Origin of the sequence: Lysobacter niastensis (assembly GCF_015453285.1) — a bacterium.
Classification (GTDB): Bacteria; Pseudomonadota; Gammaproteobacteria; order Xanthomonadales; family Xanthomonadaceae; genus Lysobacter_J; species Lysobacter_J niastensis.
The window spans coordinates 90017-105338 of record NZ_JADLZT010000003.1 but is presented as its reverse complement, the minus strand read 5'-3'; the positions used below and the strand labels follow the sequence as shown (position 1 = coordinate 105338).

Annotated in this window: 13 protein-coding genes and 1 tRNA gene; 12 read left to right on the top strand and 2 right to left on the bottom strand. The window is 67.4% G+C overall.

Annotation, left to right across the window (positions count from 1 at the left end; all coding sequences use genetic code 11):
- The first annotated feature begins 173 nt into the window (after positions 1-173).
- Entirely contained in the window at positions 174-2972 is a 2799-nt protein-coding gene (locus IU514_RS05545; protein WP_194930109.1) for a PAS domain S-box protein, read from the top strand.
- A 10-nt stretch (positions 2973-2982) separates the two neighbouring features.
- Here the strand turns inward: IU514_RS05545 and IU514_RS05540 are convergent, their stop codons facing one another.
- Positions 2983-3855 carry a D-hexose-6-phosphate mutarotase gene (locus IU514_RS05540; protein WP_194930108.1) on the bottom strand — a complete coding sequence of 291 codons (873 nt, stop codon included), beginning with the start codon at positions 3853-3855 and terminating at the stop codon, positions 2983-2985.
- A 106-nt stretch (positions 3856-3961) separates the two neighbouring features.
- A tRNA-Pro gene (locus IU514_RS05535) sits at positions 3962-4038 on the bottom strand.
- Positions 4039-4202: 164 nt separating this feature from the next.
- Here IU514_RS05535 and hisS point away from each other — a divergent pair.
- The 11 genes from hisS to hisIE all read left to right on the top strand — a co-directional run bounded on the left by hisS (position 4203) and on the right by hisIE (position 15272).
- Positions 4203-5591, top strand: a complete 1389-nt coding sequence (gene hisS / locus IU514_RS05530) for a histidine--tRNA ligase (RefSeq protein ID WP_194930107.1) — start codon at positions 4203-4205, stop codon at positions 5589-5591.
- Between the two features lie 9 nt (positions 5592-5600).
- Positions 5601-7496, top strand: coding sequence for an HAL/PAL/TAL family ammonia-lyase (locus tag IU514_RS05525; protein WP_194930106.1), 1896 nt, complete (start codon positions 5601-5603; stop codon positions 7494-7496).
- Between the two features lie 316 nt (positions 7497-7812).
- Complete coding sequence (locus IU514_RS05520) at positions 7813-8082, top strand: YerC/YecD family TrpR-related protein (RefSeq protein WP_386761148.1); 270 nt, start codon at positions 7813-7815, stop codon at positions 8080-8082.
- A gap of 55 nt (positions 8083-8137) precedes the next feature.
- A complete protein-coding gene (gene hisG, locus IU514_RS05515) occupies positions 8138-9052 on the top strand; it encodes an ATP phosphoribosyltransferase (protein WP_194930104.1) in 915 nt (304 codons plus the stop codon).
- On the top strand, positions 9049-10365 hold the full coding sequence (hisD, locus tag IU514_RS05510) for a histidinol dehydrogenase (protein ID WP_386760945.1): 1317 nt from the start codon (positions 9049-9051) through the stop codon (positions 10363-10365). The genes hisG and hisD overlap by 4 nt, the downstream gene beginning before the upstream one ends.
- Entirely contained in the window at positions 10362-11450 is a 1089-nt protein-coding gene (hisC, locus tag IU514_RS05505) for a histidinol-phosphate transaminase (protein ID WP_194930103.1), read from the top strand. The genes hisD and hisC overlap by 4 nt, the downstream gene beginning before the upstream one ends.
- The gene (gene hisB / locus IU514_RS05500) at positions 11447-12550 is read left to right on the top strand and encodes a bifunctional histidinol-phosphatase/imidazoleglycerol-phosphate dehydratase HisB (RefSeq protein ID WP_194930102.1); all 1104 of its coding nucleotides are present in this window, start codon (positions 11447-11449) and stop codon (positions 12548-12550) included. The genes hisC and hisB overlap by 4 nt, the downstream gene beginning before the upstream one ends.
- Positions 12550-13149: an imidazole glycerol phosphate synthase subunit HisH gene (gene hisH / locus IU514_RS05495; protein WP_194930101.1), complete on the top strand. Its 600-nt coding sequence runs from the start codon at positions 12550-12552 to the stop codon at positions 13147-13149. Before hisB ends, hisH begins: the two co-directional genes overlap by 1 nt.
- Positions 13146-13895 carry a 1-(5-phosphoribosyl)-5-[(5-phosphoribosylamino)methylideneamino]imidazole-4-carboxamide isomerase gene (hisA, locus tag IU514_RS05490; RefSeq protein ID WP_194930100.1) on the top strand — a complete coding sequence of 250 codons (750 nt, stop codon included), beginning with the start codon at positions 13146-13148 and terminating at the stop codon, positions 13893-13895. The genes hisH and hisA overlap by 4 nt, the downstream gene beginning before the upstream one ends.
- Positions 13889-14665, top strand: coding sequence for an imidazole glycerol phosphate synthase subunit HisF (hisF, locus tag IU514_RS05485; RefSeq protein WP_194930099.1), 777 nt, complete (start codon positions 13889-13891; stop codon positions 14663-14665). Before hisA ends, hisF begins: the two co-directional genes overlap by 7 nt.
- The gene (gene hisIE / locus IU514_RS05480) at positions 14655-15272 is read left to right on the top strand and encodes a bifunctional phosphoribosyl-AMP cyclohydrolase/phosphoribosyl-ATP diphosphatase HisIE (RefSeq protein WP_194930098.1); all 618 of its coding nucleotides are present in this window, start codon (positions 14655-14657) and stop codon (positions 15270-15272) included. Before hisF ends, hisIE begins: the two co-directional genes overlap by 11 nt.
- The last annotated feature ends 50 nt before the right edge of the window (positions 15273-15322 follow it).

The window sequence follows — 15322 nt, the reverse complement described above, 5'->3', positions numbered from 1 at the left end:
GCCGGGGAAAACAGTCGCACGCAAGTAGCGTGCCGCAGGGACTGCTCCTGTATCCACGTCCTGATAATCCGCTGCGAAGCGTTCACTAACGTGCCGGTCGCCGATGGCGACAATGCGGCGGACGATCTTCTTCGTCCCGGCTTTCCAACCACAGCTGCGCGCCGAGGGACGCAATGTCCGCCGATCCACGCACCAAACGCGAGCTCATGCAGCAGGCGTTCGAGCACGCGCCGCTGGGCACCATCCTGTCCGGACTGAATGGGCGTGCGTTGGCTGCGAACCCCGCAGCGTGCCGCATGCTCGGCTACGACGAGGCGGAACTGCTCGATCTCGACCTGCAGAGCATTACCCATCCCGGCGACAGTGAAGTCGACGTCATCGGGCTGCAGGATCTGCTCGCCGGGCGCGTCGAGTCGTTCACCGTCGCCAAGCGGTTCGTGCGCAAGACCGGGGACACGGCACGCATCTACCAGACGGTCAGCCTGGCGCGCGATCGCAAGCTGCGTCCCAGGTTCTTCGTCTCCCAGTTGCGCGACGTTACGGTCGAAAGCCGTACCGAACGCCAGAACGACGTGCTGTTCCGGCTGTCGCCCGACATGCTGGCGGTGACGCCGTCCGACATCAGCAGACTCGAGCGCGTCAATCCCGCCTGGCAGCGCACGCTGGGGTGGAGCGCGGACGACCTCGCCACGCGGCCGTTCCTCGACCTCATACATCCCACGCAGCGTGAGGAAGCGGCGGCGCTGTCGGAGATCCTGCAACACGACAAGGAAGCCCGCAGCTTCCGCAACCTGGTGAGGGGCAAGGACGGCGACTACCGCTGGCTCGAGTGGAACACCTATCCGCGCGATGGACACCGCTACTGCGTCGTTCGCGACATCTCCCACCGGCAGGCCATCGAGCAGGAGCTTCGTGAAGCCAACCAGCGGCTGGTCGAGAAGGACGAGCAGCTGTCCAGCGTGGTCGACAACATCGGCGACGGCCTGATCACCTTCGACGCCAACGGCACGATCCATTCGTTCAACGGGGCCGCATCGCGGATGTTTGGTTACGCCGCAGAGCAGATCATCGGCACGAACATCGAGGTGCTGCTCACCGAGCGCCTGCGCGACGCGCGGGATGGCGAGATCCAGGCCTACCTGCAGGGCGGCGAGCCGGAACTGGTGGGCAAGGGTCACGCAGTCCTGCCGGCATTGCGCAAGGACGGTTCCGTCATCCACCTGGAAGTCATCGTCAACGCGCTCACTACCGGAGAGGGCGAACTGTTTGTGGCGGTGATGCGCGACGTGACCGAACGGCGCAAGGCCGAAGCCGAACTGTTCGCCGACAAGGAGCGCCTGCGCGTCACGCTGGAATCGATCGGCGACGGCGTCATCACGACCGATACGCATGGCTGCATCACCTACCTCAACCCGGTGGCGGAACGCATGACCGGCTGGAGCAACGAGGAGGCGATCGGAGAGTCGCTGCCCACGGTGCTGGTGCTGACCGAGGAGGGCAGCAGCGATCCACCGCCGAATCCGGTGGAGACCGTGCTGCGCGACGGCGTGGTGAGGGGACTCACAGAGGATTCGATCCTGGAGCGCCGTGGTGGCGGCCGGTTTGCCATCGAGGACAGCGCTGCGCCGATCAAGAACGCGCGCGACGACGTGATCGGCGCGGTACTGGTGTTCCATGACGTGTCAGAGGCGCGCCGCATCGCCGCCGAAATGACGCACCAGGCATCGCACGATCCGTTGACGGGCCTGGTCAACCGACGCGGCTTCGAGCGCCGCCTCGATGCCGCGCTCAAGCAGAACGAGGTGACGCACGGCGAGATGGCCGTGCTCTTCATGGACCTGGACCAGTTCAAGCTGGTCAACGACACCGGCGGCCACGTCGCCGGAGATGAGTTGCTCAAGCGGCTCGCTGGCGTGTTCCGCCGGCGCCTTCGCCAGGCCGACACGCTGGCCCGGCTGGGTGGCGACGAGTTCGGCGTGATTCTGGAGAACTGTTCGGCCGATGGCGCCAAGCGCATCGCCGAGAGCCTGCGCCAGGCCATCACCCATTACCCCTTCATGTGGGAGGAGCACACCTTCCATGTCGGCGTCAGCATCGGACTGGTGCTTGCGACCGGCGGCGCGGTCGGGCGCGAGGAAATGCTGCGGCGGGCCGACGCCGCCTGCTATCTGGCCAAGGATCGCGGCCGCAACCGCATCCATGTCTACAAGAACGACGACCAGCGCCGGATGCGCCGGCGCGGCGAGATCGGGTGGATCGCCCGCATCCACCAGGCGTTGGAGGAGAACCGTTTCGTGCTGGCCCGCCAGGCCAGCGTCGAATTGCCGACGGCGAAGTCGGCGCATTTCGAAACGCTGCTGCGCATGATGGACAGCAACGGCAAGCTGGTCATGCCGATGACGTTCATACCCTCGGCCGAGCGCTACGGCCTGATGCCCGAGATCGACCGCTGGGTGATCGGCGCGGCGATGAAGAAGCTCGCAGGCGAAGATATGGGCGATGAGATCTGCTTCATCAATCTCTCGGGAGCGTCGGTGGGGGACGAATCGTTCACCGAGTTCGTGCGGACCCAGGTCGAATCCTCCGGTGTGCGCGCCGATTCGGTGTGCTTCGAGATCACCGAGACCGCGGCCATCGCCAACCTGGCCCACGCCGAATCGATGATCAGCGACATCAAGAAGCTGGGATGCCGCTTCGCGCTCGACGATTTCGGCAGCGGCATGTCCTCGTTCGCCTATCTGAAGCACCTGCCGGTCGATTACCTGAAAATCGACGGCACCTTCGTCAAGCACATGGACCAGGACCCGATCGATTGCGCGATGGTGGAGGCCATCAACCACATCGGCCACGTCATGGGCATCGAGACGATCGCCGAATACGTGGAGAATCAGGCCACGGTCGACCTGCTGGCGAGCATGGGCGTCAACTACGCGCAGGGTTACTGGATCGAGAAGCCGCAGCTCTGGACCTGACTGCGCCGCGCTAGCTCGCGGGAAGCTCCCGCAGGCGCTGCGTGCCGCGCCAGCGCTCTCCGGGCGCCAGCGTGACCGGTTCGATCACGGTGGCGGATTCGGCGCAGACGAAGTGTTCGTGTTCGCCATCGCCCAGATCTGCGATCGATGCGGCGAGGTGGGCGCCAGGATTCCAGACGACCGTGTCGCGGAAACCACGTGCCGTGATCTCGAGCGGCGGGAGGTTGGCGCCGCGCAGCAGCAGGGGGCCAGCGGCATCGGGATAGATGCGGTCGAGTTCGCCTGAGAAATGCACGACTTTGCCGTCACCCGGCGCGCGCGAGCCATGGTTTGCGCTGTCGAAGTAGGGCGCGCCCTCGAGGCCGCCCAGCGACACGCCGGCCAGGCCGCTCACGCGCAGATAGGTGTGCAGTGCCGCGGTGAAATCCCAGGCGGCATCGCCCTCGTTGACGATTTCGAGATCGACCTCGAGCGTGGCGGGTGCGAGCGTCACGCCGAGTCGCGCCGAGAATCGTGCGGGCCAGTATGCGTGCGTAGCGGGACCGTCGTTAAGCTCGAAGATCGCGGTCCGCGCATTCGAAGCGTTGATGAGCCGCCAGTCCAGCAGGCGCGCGAAGCCATGTTTGATCATCGGCCCGCGCCCGGCGAACTGCGGAAACACCACCGGGATGCCACCGCGGATCGCGGTCCCGGTAGCGTGGCTGGCGTTCGGGCTGAGGTACAGGCGTTCGCGGCCCGGCGTCGGCTGCCACGAGGTCACGTGCGCGCCGTGCAGGCTGACTTCCGCGCTGGCGCCATCGTCGGCGGTCAGGCGCAGGTGCGGGCGGCCTTTGTGCTCGATCTGCTCGAATCGCATCGTGTCGCGCCATGGAGCGGGGCTCATCATGCTCCGGACGGAGTTCGGATACCATGCGCCCGGAACGAAAAACGCCGGCTCGTGGCCGGCGTTCCGTCTTCAGCATGATTCACGTTCTTGCGATCGCGAAAGTTGGTCGGGGAGACAGGATTTGAACCTGCGACTTCTACGTCCCGAACGTAGCGCTCTACCAGGCTGAGCTACACCCCGACTGCTGAGCCGCAAATGTTAGCGAGTCTGGTGGGGTCGAGGCAAGGGGTCTGATGCAATTTCGTTCACCTGCGCGGCACTTGCCTTGCCGCAGCCGCTAAACTGTGCCGGTTTTCCCCACCTGTACCGGGCTGCGCCGCGGCCCGCCGTCACCGGAGCCCCGCTTGATCAAGCCGCGCACCCCGCCCGGGGTCATGGAGCTGCTGCCCCATGACCAGATCGCTTTCCAGCGCTTGCTGGACACGATTCGCCGCAATTTCGAACGTTTCGGTTTCCTGCCGGTCGAGACGCCGGTGATGGAGCTGTCTGAGGTGCTGCTGACCAAGTCCGGCGGCGAGACCGAGCGACAGGTCTATTTTGTCCAGTCCACCGGCGCGCTTAACAAGACCGAGGGCGGCAGTGGCGAGGGCATGCCCGAGCTTGCGCTGCGCTTCGACCTGACCGTGCCCCTGGCGCGCTATGTCGCCGAGCACGAGCACGAGCTGGCGTTTCCGTTCCGCCGCTACCAGATGCAGCGCGTGTACCGCGGCGAACGCGCCCAGCGTGGCCGCTTCCGCGAGTTCTACCAGTGCGACATCGACGTGATCGGCAAGGACGCGCTGTCGATCCGCTTCGACGCCGAACTGCCGGCGGTGATCCATGCGGTGTTCTCCGAGCTGAACATCGGTGCCTTCACCATCCAGCTCAACAACCGCAAACTGATGCGCGGCTTCTTCGAGGCCCTGGGTATTGCCGACGGCGAGCAGCAGGCGCTGGTGCTGCGCGAGGTCGACAAGCTCGACAAGCGCGGCGAAGGCCACGTGCGCGACACGCTGGTCGACGAGTTCGGCCTTGCGGACGACGTCGTCGCGCGCATCCTGGAGTTCGTCAAGGTCCGCTCGACCTCGCACGCCGACGCCATCGCCAAGCTTGATGCGCTCGGCGGGGGCAGCGAGGTGTTGCGCGAAGGCGTGCAGGAGCTGCGCGAGGTGCTGGAGCTGGTGCACGCCCTCGGCGTGCCGGAAAGCGCCTACGCACTCAACTTCTCGATCGCTCGCGGCCTCGATTACTACACCGGCACCGTCTACGAGACCACGCTCAACGACTACCCGCAGATCGGCTCGATCTGCTCGGGCGGCCGCTACGAGAACCTGGCCAGCCACTACACCAAGTCGAAGCTGCCGGGTGTCGGCATCTCGATCGGCCTGACGCGCCTGTTCTGGCAGCTGCGCGAGGCCGGCCTGCTGGATACCGCGCAGAGCACCGTGCAGGTGCTGGTCACGCAGATGGACGCCGCGCACCTTCCGCACTGCCTGGCGGTGGCCAGTGAGCTGCGTCATGGCGGTTTCAACACCGAAGTGGTGATGGAGCCTTCCAAGCTCGGCAAGCAGTTCAAGTACGCGGACCGCGCCGGCATCCGTTTCGTGGTGGTGCTGGGCGAGGACGAGATCGCCAAGGACACCGTCACCGTCAAGGACCTGCGCCGCGAGGACCAGTTCGAGGTCGCGCGTTCCGAACTTTCCAAAACCTTGCGCGTCGAACTCGCGCAGGCCCAGGCACTGCCGCAAGGCTGATCAGCACGCATGAACAAGAATGTCGTCCGTCTCGATGGCCGCTCGCTGACGCGCGCCGGCCTGGTGGCAGTGGCCCGTGGCGCCCAGGTTGAACTCGTCGCCGAACAACTCCCCGCGGTGGCTCGCGCTGCCGAGTTCCTGGCCGAGCAGGTGCGTCGTGAGGAGCCGATCTACGGCGTGTCGACCGGCTTCGGCAGCAATGCCGACCGCCTGCTTGGCGCGCATCACCTGCGCGACCAGTTGCCGGGCGCGAAACCCTCAGGCGAGAAGCTGCACGAGGAACTGCAACGCAACCTGATCGTCACTCACGCCGTGTGCGTGGGCGAGGCGTTCGCGCCGGAGATCGTCCGCGCGATGCTGTGCATCCGCATCAACACGCTGATGCGTGGCCATTCCGGCATCCGCGTCGAAACCCTGCAGGCACTGGCCGCGATGCTCAACGCCGGTATCGTGCCGGTGGTGCCGCAGCTGGGTTCGGTCGGTGCCAGCGGCGATCTTGCGCCGCTGTCGCACTTGGCGATCGTGCTGCTCGGCGGTGGCGAAGCGTTCTACCAGGGCGAGCGCATCCCGGGCGGTGAGGCGCTCAAGCGCGCCGGCCTGGCGCCGGTCACGCTGTCGTACAAGGAAGGCCTCGCGCTGAACAACGGCACAGCGCAGATGCTCGCCTGTGGCGTGCTGGCGCTGGCGCGGCTCGAGGACCTGATGGATACCGCAGACCTCGCGGCGGCGATGACCATCGATGCGTTCGCCGGCCGCCTGGGTGCGTTCGCCGAAGAAGTGCACGCACTGCGTCCGCATCCGGGGCAGGTCGAGAGCGCGGCCAACCTGCGCCGTCTGCTGCAGGGCTCGACGCTCTCCGACATCCCGTACCACCTGGTGCCGAAATTCCGCGCCTGGCAGCCGGGCAGCTGGGATACGGCTGAATCGCAGGCTCTGCGGTTCGATATCGGCTGGGACTGGGTGCCGCTCACCCAGCGTCATGGCCGCGAAAAGTTCTACACGCGCTTCCGCCCGTTCCGCGGCGGCAAGAAGCACCAGCCGCAGGACAGCTATTCGCTGCGTTGCATTCCGCAGGTGCACGGCGCGGTGCGCGATGCGGTCGCACAGGCCGCGCGCGTGCTCGAGGTCGAGCTCAATGCGCTTACCGACAATCCGATCGTGTTCCCGGACGCCAAGGCCGAGTTCGTCGAGCAGCAGGTGATCTCCGCCGGCCACTTCCACGGCATGCCGCTGGCGCTGGTGATGAGCTACGTCAAGGCAGCGATCCCGGTGCTGGCGAGCATCTCCGAACGTCGCCTCAACAAGCTGGTCGATCCGGCCACCAACGACGGCCTGCCGGGCTTCCTGATCGGCAACGAGGACTCCACCGAGTCCGGCCACATGATCGTGCAGTACACCGCCGCGGCCATCGTCAACGACCTGGCCAGCCGCGCGCATCCGGCGTCGGTGTACTCGATTCCGACCAGCGCCAACGCCGAGGACCATGTCTCGATGGGCGCCAACGAGGCGCGCCATGTGCTGGCGATGGCGGAAGACCTTGGCAAGGTGCTGGCGCTGGAGCTGTATACGGCGGCCCAGGCGCTGGACCTGCGCCGCGGCATGATCAACGCCGCGCGTGGTGTGGCCAGTCGGACGGACGCGGCCGCGCTGGTGGCGAAGATCGCCGGCGGCCCGCAGCCCGGGACGCTGGAGTACGACGCCTTCCTCGACGAGGTCGAGGGTCTGCGTGCCGAGCTGGCCGCGGCGGGTGAGTTCCTGCCGGGGCGTGCGGTGGCGGCCGCGCATGCGGCGATCCGTGCCGAGATCCCGTTCCTCGATCGCGACCGCGCCCTCGATGGCGAAGTAGCGACGGCCGTGCGCCTGGTGGCCGAGAACCGCGTCCTCGCGGCGGCGCGCGCCGCCTGACGGTGCAACCACGGCGCCGCCTGGCGCCGTGGTCATTCCCCCGATGCCAAGGCCCGCCGATGGCGGGTTTTTGCCCTGTGCGAGCGGGGCAGGCAGCGCCGTGCCTGCGTTTTGCTCCTGATTCTCGAGCGACCGGATCCAGTCCCTGGTCCGGGACGTCACTCCCAGACGTAGGGAGGGGCTCCCAACGTTCAGGGACCAGGTTGACGCGGTCGCTTCCGTTCTTATAGTGTATTAACGCATTAATACATTGTAACGATCCTCCGGCTTTGCCATGAAGCGCCGCGCCCAAGAAGTCGATGCCGCAGAAGACCCGATGGGCAGCCTCGCAGCTGCCTTCGCGGGCTTGCGCAGCACGGCGCAGATCAAGGCGTTCCTGGAGGACCTGTGCACGCCGGCGGAGCTGGAGTCGATGACCGACCGCTGGCGCGTCGTGCCGCTGCTGGCAGAGGGCGTTCCGTACCGGGAAATCCATGAACGCACCGCGGTCAGCGTGACGACCATCGGGCGTGTCGCGCGCACGCTCGAGCGCGGCGCAGGCGGCTATGCGGCGGCGATGGCGCGACATACGAAGCGGTCGCGCTGAACGCCGGCCACGCACGTCGAATCCCGTCCGCCCCGCTTTCCGAGCAACGTCCAACATGAGTCCGCCCACCGCCGCGCCCGCGCGTGATCGCCTGCGCATCGCCATCCAGAAATCCGGCCGCCTGGCCGAACCCGCGCGCGCGCTGCTCAGTTCCTGCGGCATGAGCTGGCGCGAGAGCCGCGACCGCCTGTTCTGCTACGGCGAGACATTGCCGGTCGATCTGCTGCTGGTGCGCGACGACGACATCCCGGGCCTGATTGCCGATGGCGTGTGCGATCTCGGTATCGTCGGCCGCAACGTATTGCTGGAACAGGACGGTGACCGGCGCGGCAACGGCCGCGTGCCGTCCTTCCGTGAATGGCGCGCGCTGGGTTTCGGAGGCTGCCGGCTGGCGCTGGCGGTGCCGGAGAGTTGCGACTGGCGCTCGCCGTCGCAACTGGCCGGCAGGCGCATCGCCACCAGTTACCCGGCGCTGTTGTCGCAGTGGCTGGAGCGCGAGGGTATCGCCGCAGAGGTGGTGGTGTTGTTGGGTTCGGTCGAGATCGCGCCGCGGCTCGGCCAGGCTGATGCGGTCTGCGACCTCGTATCCAGCGGCGCGACGCTCACCGCCAACCAACTCAAGCCGGTGGAGACGTTGCTGGAAAGCGAAGCGGTACTGGCCGGGCCGGTGGCGCCGTTCGACGACGTGCGCGGCGAACTGGCCGACCTGCTGCTGCGCCGCCTCGATGGCGCGCTGCGCATCCGCCACAGCAAGTTGTTGCTCTTCCAGGCGTCGCGCAACGTGCTGCCAGACCTGCTGCCGCTGCTGCCCGATGCGGAAGCACCGACGGTGATGCAGGTCGACGGGCAGGACAGTCTCGCGCTGCAGGCGCTTTGCCACGGTGCGCTCACCTGGCAACGGCTGGAGGACCTCAAGCGCGCCGGTGCGCGCGGGTTGATGGTGTTGCCGGTGGAGGGGATGCTCGCATGAAGCGCTCGCCACTGATTCGGATGGACTGGAACGCGCTGGATCCCGGCGAGCGCGAACAGGCGCTGCGCCGGCCTGTGCAGCTCGCGCAGGCCACCACGGCCGCCGCGGTGTCGGCGATCCTGGATGAGGTTCAGCGCGACGGCGACGACGCTGTGCGTGCCTGCACGCGACGCTTCGACGGCATTGCGCTGGAGAGCATGCAGGTGACGGACGAGGAGTTCGCCGTCGCCGGAAGTGAACTGACACCCGCACTGCGCGCCGCGATCGACGAGGCCGCGCAGCGCATCGCCCGCTTCCACGAAGCCGGCATGACTTCGGCCTATGCGCTGGAGACAGCGCCCGGCGTGCGTTGCGAGCGCATCCTGCGAGCCATCCAGCGGGTGGGGCTCTACGTGCCCGCGGGCTCAGCCCCGTTGCCTTCGACGGCGTTGATGCTGGGCGTGCCGGCACGGCTGGCGGGCTGTGCGGAAGTGGTGCTGTGCACGCCGCCAAGGCGCGACGGCAGCGCCGATCCGGCCGTGCTGTACGCCGCGCGGCGCTGCGGCATCACCCGCGTCTACAAGGCCGGCGGCGCGCAGGCGATCGCGGCGATGGCGTTCGGCACAGACAGTATTCCGCGCTGCGACAAGCTGTTCGGACCGGGCAATGCCTACGTGACCGAGGCCAAGCGCCAAGTCGCGCTGGCCGATGACGGTGCCGCCATCGACATGCCGGCCGGTCCGTCCGAAGTGCTGGTGATCGCCGATTCCGGTGCGAATCCTGCTTTCGTCGCCGCGGACCTGCTCTCGCAGGCCGAGCACGGTCCGGACTCGCAGGTCATCCTGCTCAGCGACGACGATGTACTGATCGATGCGGTATCGGCAGAAATCGATACGCAGCTCGACGCATTGCCGCGCGCCGACGTGGCTCGACAGGCATTGACCGGCTCGCGTGCGATCCGCGTCGGGTCGATTGCGCAGGCGCTCGACATCAGCAACCGATACGCGCCCGAGCACCTGATCCTCGCGTTGCGCGACGCGCGCTCCTGGCTGCCACGCGTGCAGGCGGCAGGTTCCGTGTTCCTCGGCGATTGGGCACCGGAGGCATTGGGCGACTACTGCAGCGGAACCAACCACGTGTTGCCGACCAGCGGCGCGGCGCGCTTCATCGGCGGCCTCACCGTGGCCAGCTTCCAGGTGGCGATCACGGTGCAGGAAGTGGAGCCGCGAGGCATCGCCGCGATCGGGCCTTGCGCAGTGGAGCTCGCCTCGGCCGAAGGGCTCCACGCACATCGGCAGGCGGTGGTCCTGCGCCTGCAGGCGGTGGCGGCATGAGCAGCGACGACATCATCGCGTTGGTGCGCGAAGACCTGCGCACTTTCGCCGGCTACCGGTCTGCGCGAAGCGAGGCGCTGGACGGGCGCATCTGGCTCAATGCAAACGAATCGCCTTGGGCCAGCTACGCCGATTCGGCAACCACGGTTCGACGCTACCCGGATCCGCAACCTGCGGTGCTGCGCGAACGCCTGGCGCGGCTGTACGGATGCAGTGCCGAACAACTGCTGGCTGGACGTGGCAGCGATGAGGCGATCGACCTGCTGGTGAGGGCCTTGTGCCGCCCTGGGCAGGATGCCGTGGTGCTGACCCCGCCGACCTTCGGCATGTATGCCGTCTGCGCGCGGCTGCACGGCACGCGCGTGGTCGAGGTTTCCCTCGTTGACGCGGAGGATGGGTTCGCCTGCGATTTCGACACGGTCGCCGAAGTCGCGCTTGCGTCAGAAGCGAAGCTGGTGTTCCTGTGCTCGCCGGGTAATCCGTCCGGCACTGCATTGCCGTTGGACGCAATTGCCGGACTGGCAAGGCGTCTGCAGGGGCGGGCACTGGTGGTGGTGGACGAGGCCTATGCCGAGTATTCGGATGCCGGTTCCGCCGTGTCCCTGATCGAAGCGCAGCCGAACATCGCCGTGCTGCGCACGTTGTCCAAGGCGCATGCACTCGCCGGCGCCCGGGTCGGCTGCGTGATCGCCGATGAAGCGCTGATCGGCGTCCTGCAGCGCTGCCAGGCGCCTTACCCATTGCCCGGGCCGAGCGTGGCCATCGCATTGCGCGCTCTGTCTGACGATGGACTGGTGCAGACGTCATCGCATATCGCCACCGCGCGCGGCGAGCGCGACCGGTTGTACCGGCAACTGCGCGCATTGCCCGGTGTCAGGCGGGTCTATCCGTCGCAGGCGAACTTCCTGCTGGTGCGTTTCGACGATCCGCAGGGCGCGTTCGATCGATTGCTCGGCGCCGGCGTCGTCGTGCGCGACATGCGCGCCGCGCCAGGCTTGCACGATGCGTTGCGCATCAGTCTGGGCACGCCAGAGCAGAACGCAGTGGTGGTCGACGTGCTGGCACGAAGCCGGGAGGCTGCATGAACACCTCGCTCCCAGGCGCCACGCTCCGACCGATCCTGTTCGTCGACCGCGATGGCACGCTGATCGAGGAGCCGGAGGACTTCCAGATCGACCGCTACGAGAAGCTGCGCTTCGTCGAGGGCGTCATCCCCGCGATGCTGCGCCTGCGCGACGCCGGCTACGAGTTCGTCATCGTCAGCAACCAGGATGGCTTGGGCAGTGAAGCCTATCCGCAGCAAAGCTTCGACGGCCCGCACGGCCTGATGATGCAGGTGTTCGCCAGCCAGGGCATCGCGTTCCGCGAGGTGCTGATCGACCGCAGTCGGCCGGCCGACAACGTGCCGACACGCAAGCCGGGTATCGGCCTGGTGCTGCCGTACCTGCAGGACCGTGGCATCGACTGGTCGCGCTCGGCCATGGTGGGCGACCGCGAGACTGACATTGCGTTTGCACGCAACCTCGGTATCCGCGGCTTCCGTCTGCGCAACGGCCGCTTCGACGGTGGTGAATGGGATTGGGCGGGCATCGCGCATGCATTGGCGGTGCAGTCGCGCGTTGCGAAGGTCGAACGAAACACGCGTGAGACGAGGGTCCGCGTGCAGGTGGATCTGGATCGCGCTGCCGAGCCGACGGTCAGCACCGGGATAGGGTTCTTCGACCACATGCTGGAGCAGGTCGGCAAGCACGGCGGCTTCGCGCTGGACCTGCAGTGCGATGGCGACCTGCACATCGACGAGCATCACACCGTCGAGGACAGTGCGCTGGCCTTGGGCCAGGCATTGCGCGAAGCGCTGGGCGACAAGCGCGGCATCGGGCGCTATGGCTTCACGTTGCCGATGGACGAGTCGCTGGCATCGGCTGCGCTGGATTTTTCCGGCCGGCCGTACTTCGTGTTCGCCGGCAGCTTCGCACGCGAGCGCGTCGGCGAGATGCCGACCGAACTGGTTCCGCACTTTTTCCGCTCGCTGTGCGAGGGCGCGGGTCTGAACCTCAACCTGAAGGTCGACGGCGACAACGACCATCACAAGGTCGAGGCCTGCTTCAAGGCGGTCGCGCGTGCGCTGCGCCAGGCGATCCGGCGCGAGGGCAGCGAATTGCCCAGCACCAAGGGAGTGCTGTGATGGACGTGGTGCTGATCGATTCCGGTGGCGCCAACATCGGCTCGGTGCGCTACGCCCTGGAGCGACTGGGCGCGAGCGCCGTACTGAGCGCGGACGCGGACACCATTTCCCGTGCGGATCGCGTGATCCTTCCGGGGGTCGGTGCTGCTGCACCGGCCATGGCGCGATTGCGGGAACTCGGCCTGGTCGATCTCATCCGAGCCCTCGAACAACCCCTGCTCGGCATCTGCCTGGGCATGCAGTTGCTGTTCGAGTCGTCGGAAGAGGGCGATGTCGAATGTCTTGGCCTGCTGCCGGGGCGCGTCCGGCGCATGCCGGCATCGCAGGGCATCCGCGTGCCCCACATGGGATGGAACCGCTTGAGCCGCCGGAGCGACAGTGCGCTCCTCGACGGTATCGATGAAGGCGCACATGCGTATTTCGTGCACAGCTACGCGGCTCCGCTGACCGCGGATACGCTGGCCTCGTCGGCCCATGGCAGCGAGTTCGCGGCCGTAGTGGGCCGAGGCCGGTGCCTCGGTGCACAGTTCCATCCAGAGCGTTCGGCAGCTGTCGGGGCGCGCGTGCTCGAGAACTTCCTGCGCGGGGCGGCGGCATGAGCGGCTGCATTCTCTATCCGGCCATCGACGTCCGCGACGGCCGCGTCGTGCGGTTGCGCCAGGGCGACTACGAGCAGGAGACGCGCTATCCGGAATCGCCGCTCGCCACGGCGCGGCGCTATGCCGATGCCGGTGCGGACTGGCTGCACCTCGTCGACCTGGATGCGGCGCGGTCCGGTGGTTACACGCTTGCGCCGTTGCTGGCTGCGATCCGGGCGGATACGCCGTTGCGCGTGCAGACCGGTGGTGGCGTGCGCGGCGAAAGCGACGTCGAGGCCATCCTGCAGGCCGGGGCGGACCGCGTCGTTGTCGGCTCGTTGGCAGTGCGCGATCCGGAGCGCGTGGCCGGCTGGATCCGCGACTTCGGTGCCGAACGCATCACTGTCGCGCTGGATGCGCGTCAGGACGAGCAGGGCATCTGGAGGCTCCCCGTTGCCGGATGGACGCAGGACAGCGACCGGCAATTCGGCGTGCTGGTGCGAGGTTTCGCCGACGCCGGCCTTCGCCACATGCTGTGCACCGATATCGCCCGCGACGGCATGCTGACGGGACCGAATGCCGACCTGTACCGCGCACTGACGGGGCTGGCGCCGGAGGTGGAAGTGCAGGCCTCGGGCGGCATCCGCGGTGTCGAAGACATCCGCACCGTGCAGTCCGCAGGTTGCCGCGGCGCGGTACTCGGCAAAGGGCTGCTGGAAGGGCGCTTCACGCTCGAACAGGCGCTGGAAGGGGCCGTGTCATGTTGAGCCGGCGAATCGTGCCGTGCCTGGATGTGCGCGACGGCCGCGTGGTCAAGGGCGTGCGTTTCCGCGACCACGTCGACATGGGCGACATCGCGGAACTCGCGCTGCGTTACCGCGACGAAGGTGCCGATGAACTGGTGTTCTACGACATCACCGCCAGTCCGGAGGGGCGCAGCGTCGATCGCGCCTGGGTCGAGCGGGTGGCGCGGATCATCGACATTCCGTTCTGCGTGGCCGGCGGCATACGCAGCGTCGCGGACGCACGCGCCGTGCTGCATGCCGGCGCCGACAAGATCTCGGTCAACACACCCGCGCTGGAACGCCCGGAACTGATCGCGGAATTGGCTGACGCCTTCGGCGAGCAGTGCGTGGTGGTCGGCATCGACAGCCTGCGCGACGAGGACGGCGAATGGCGGGTCCGCCAGTACACCGGCGACCCATCGCGCACACGCGCTCTGTCGAGGCGAACGCTCGATTGGGTCGACGAGGTGCAGCAGCGCGGTGCAGGCGAGATCGTGCTCAACTGCATGGGCAGCGACGGCGTTCGAAGCGGCTACGACATCGTGCAACTGCAAGCGGTGCGCGGGCGTTGCCGCGTACCGCTGGTGGCTTCGGGCGGCGCTGGCGAAACAGCGCACTTCGCCGAGGTGTTCCGCGAGGCCGATGCCGACGCGGCGTTGGCTGCCAGCGTCTTTCATTCCGGTGTCGTGCGTATCCGCGAACTGAAGCGGGACCTGAAGGCCCGCGGCATCGAGGTGCGGGATGACGACTGAAGCCCAGGCACTCGACATCGACGCGTTGGCGTGGGACAAGCAGGGCGGGCTGATCCCGGCGATCGTGCAGGACTCCCGCACGCTGCGCGTGCTGATGCTCGGCTACATGAACCGTGCCGCGCTGCAGGCGACGCTCGACAGCGGCCGCGTCACCTTCTTCAGCCGCAGCCGGCAGCGGCTGTGGACGAAGGGGGAGAGCTCGGGGAATGTGCTCGAACTCGTGAACATCGAGGCCGATTGCGATGCCGATACGCTGCTGGTGCGGGCGCGACCGCACGGCCCGACCTGCCATCTCGGCAACGCGAGCTGCTTCGCGCAGGCGCCTTCGGGCTTCGTCGCCGAACTCGATGCGCTGATCGCGCGGCGCGAAAACGAGCGGCCCGCCGGCAGCTATACGACGACCTTGTTCGAAGGCGGCATCCGCCGCATCGCACAAAAGGTCGGTGAGGAAGGCGTGGAGACGGCGCTGGCGGCGGTGTCGCAGGACGATGCCGAACTGCTCGGCGAGGCGGGCGACCTGCTGTACCACCTGCTGGTGCTGCTGCGCTCGCGGGGCCTGGGCCTGCACGACCTGGAGGCCTTGTTGGCCCAGCGCCATCGCGGCTGACGATGACGAGGTGCAGGCCTTCGCAAGGCCATCCGCACCGCAGATAATCC

Excerpts from the sequence above, each read along its gene's own strand:
- IU514_RS05545 (WP_194930109.1), top strand. The coding sequence starts at position 174 with ATGTCCGCCGATCCACGCACCAAACGCGAGCTCATGCAGCAGGCGTTC.
- IU514_RS05540 (WP_194930108.1), bottom strand. The coding sequence starts at position 3,855 with ATGAGCCCCGCTCCATGGCGCGACACGATGCGATTCGAGCAGATCGAG.
- IU514_RS05525 (WP_194930106.1), top strand. The coding sequence starts at position 5,601 with ATGAACAAGAATGTCGTCCGTCTCGATGGCCGCTCGCTGACGCGCGCC.
- IU514_RS05520 (WP_386761148.1), top strand. The coding sequence starts at position 7,813 with ATGGGCAGCCTCGCAGCTGCCTTCGCGGGCTTGCGCAGCACGGCGCAG.
- hisG (WP_194930104.1), top strand. The coding sequence starts at position 8,138 with ATGAGTCCGCCCACCGCCGCGCCCGCGCGTGATCGCCTGCGCATCGCC.
- hisD (WP_386760945.1), top strand. The coding sequence starts at position 9,049 with ATGAAGCGCTCGCCACTGATTCGGATGGACTGGAACGCGCTGGATCCC.
- hisC (WP_194930103.1), top strand. The coding sequence starts at position 10,362 with ATGAGCAGCGACGACATCATCGCGTTGGTGCGCGAAGACCTGCGCACT.
- hisB (WP_194930102.1), top strand. The coding sequence starts at position 11,447 with ATGAACACCTCGCTCCCAGGCGCCACGCTCCGACCGATCCTGTTCGTC.
- hisH (WP_194930101.1), top strand. The coding sequence starts at position 12,550 with ATGGACGTGGTGCTGATCGATTCCGGTGGCGCCAACATCGGCTCGGTG.
- hisA (WP_194930100.1), top strand. The coding sequence starts at position 13,146 with ATGAGCGGCTGCATTCTCTATCCGGCCATCGACGTCCGCGACGGCCGC.
- hisF (WP_194930099.1), top strand. The coding sequence starts at position 13,889 with ATGTTGAGCCGGCGAATCGTGCCGTGCCTGGATGTGCGCGACGGCCGC.
- hisIE (WP_194930098.1), top strand. The coding sequence starts at position 14,655 with ATGACGACTGAAGCCCAGGCACTCGACATCGACGCGTTGGCGTGGGAC.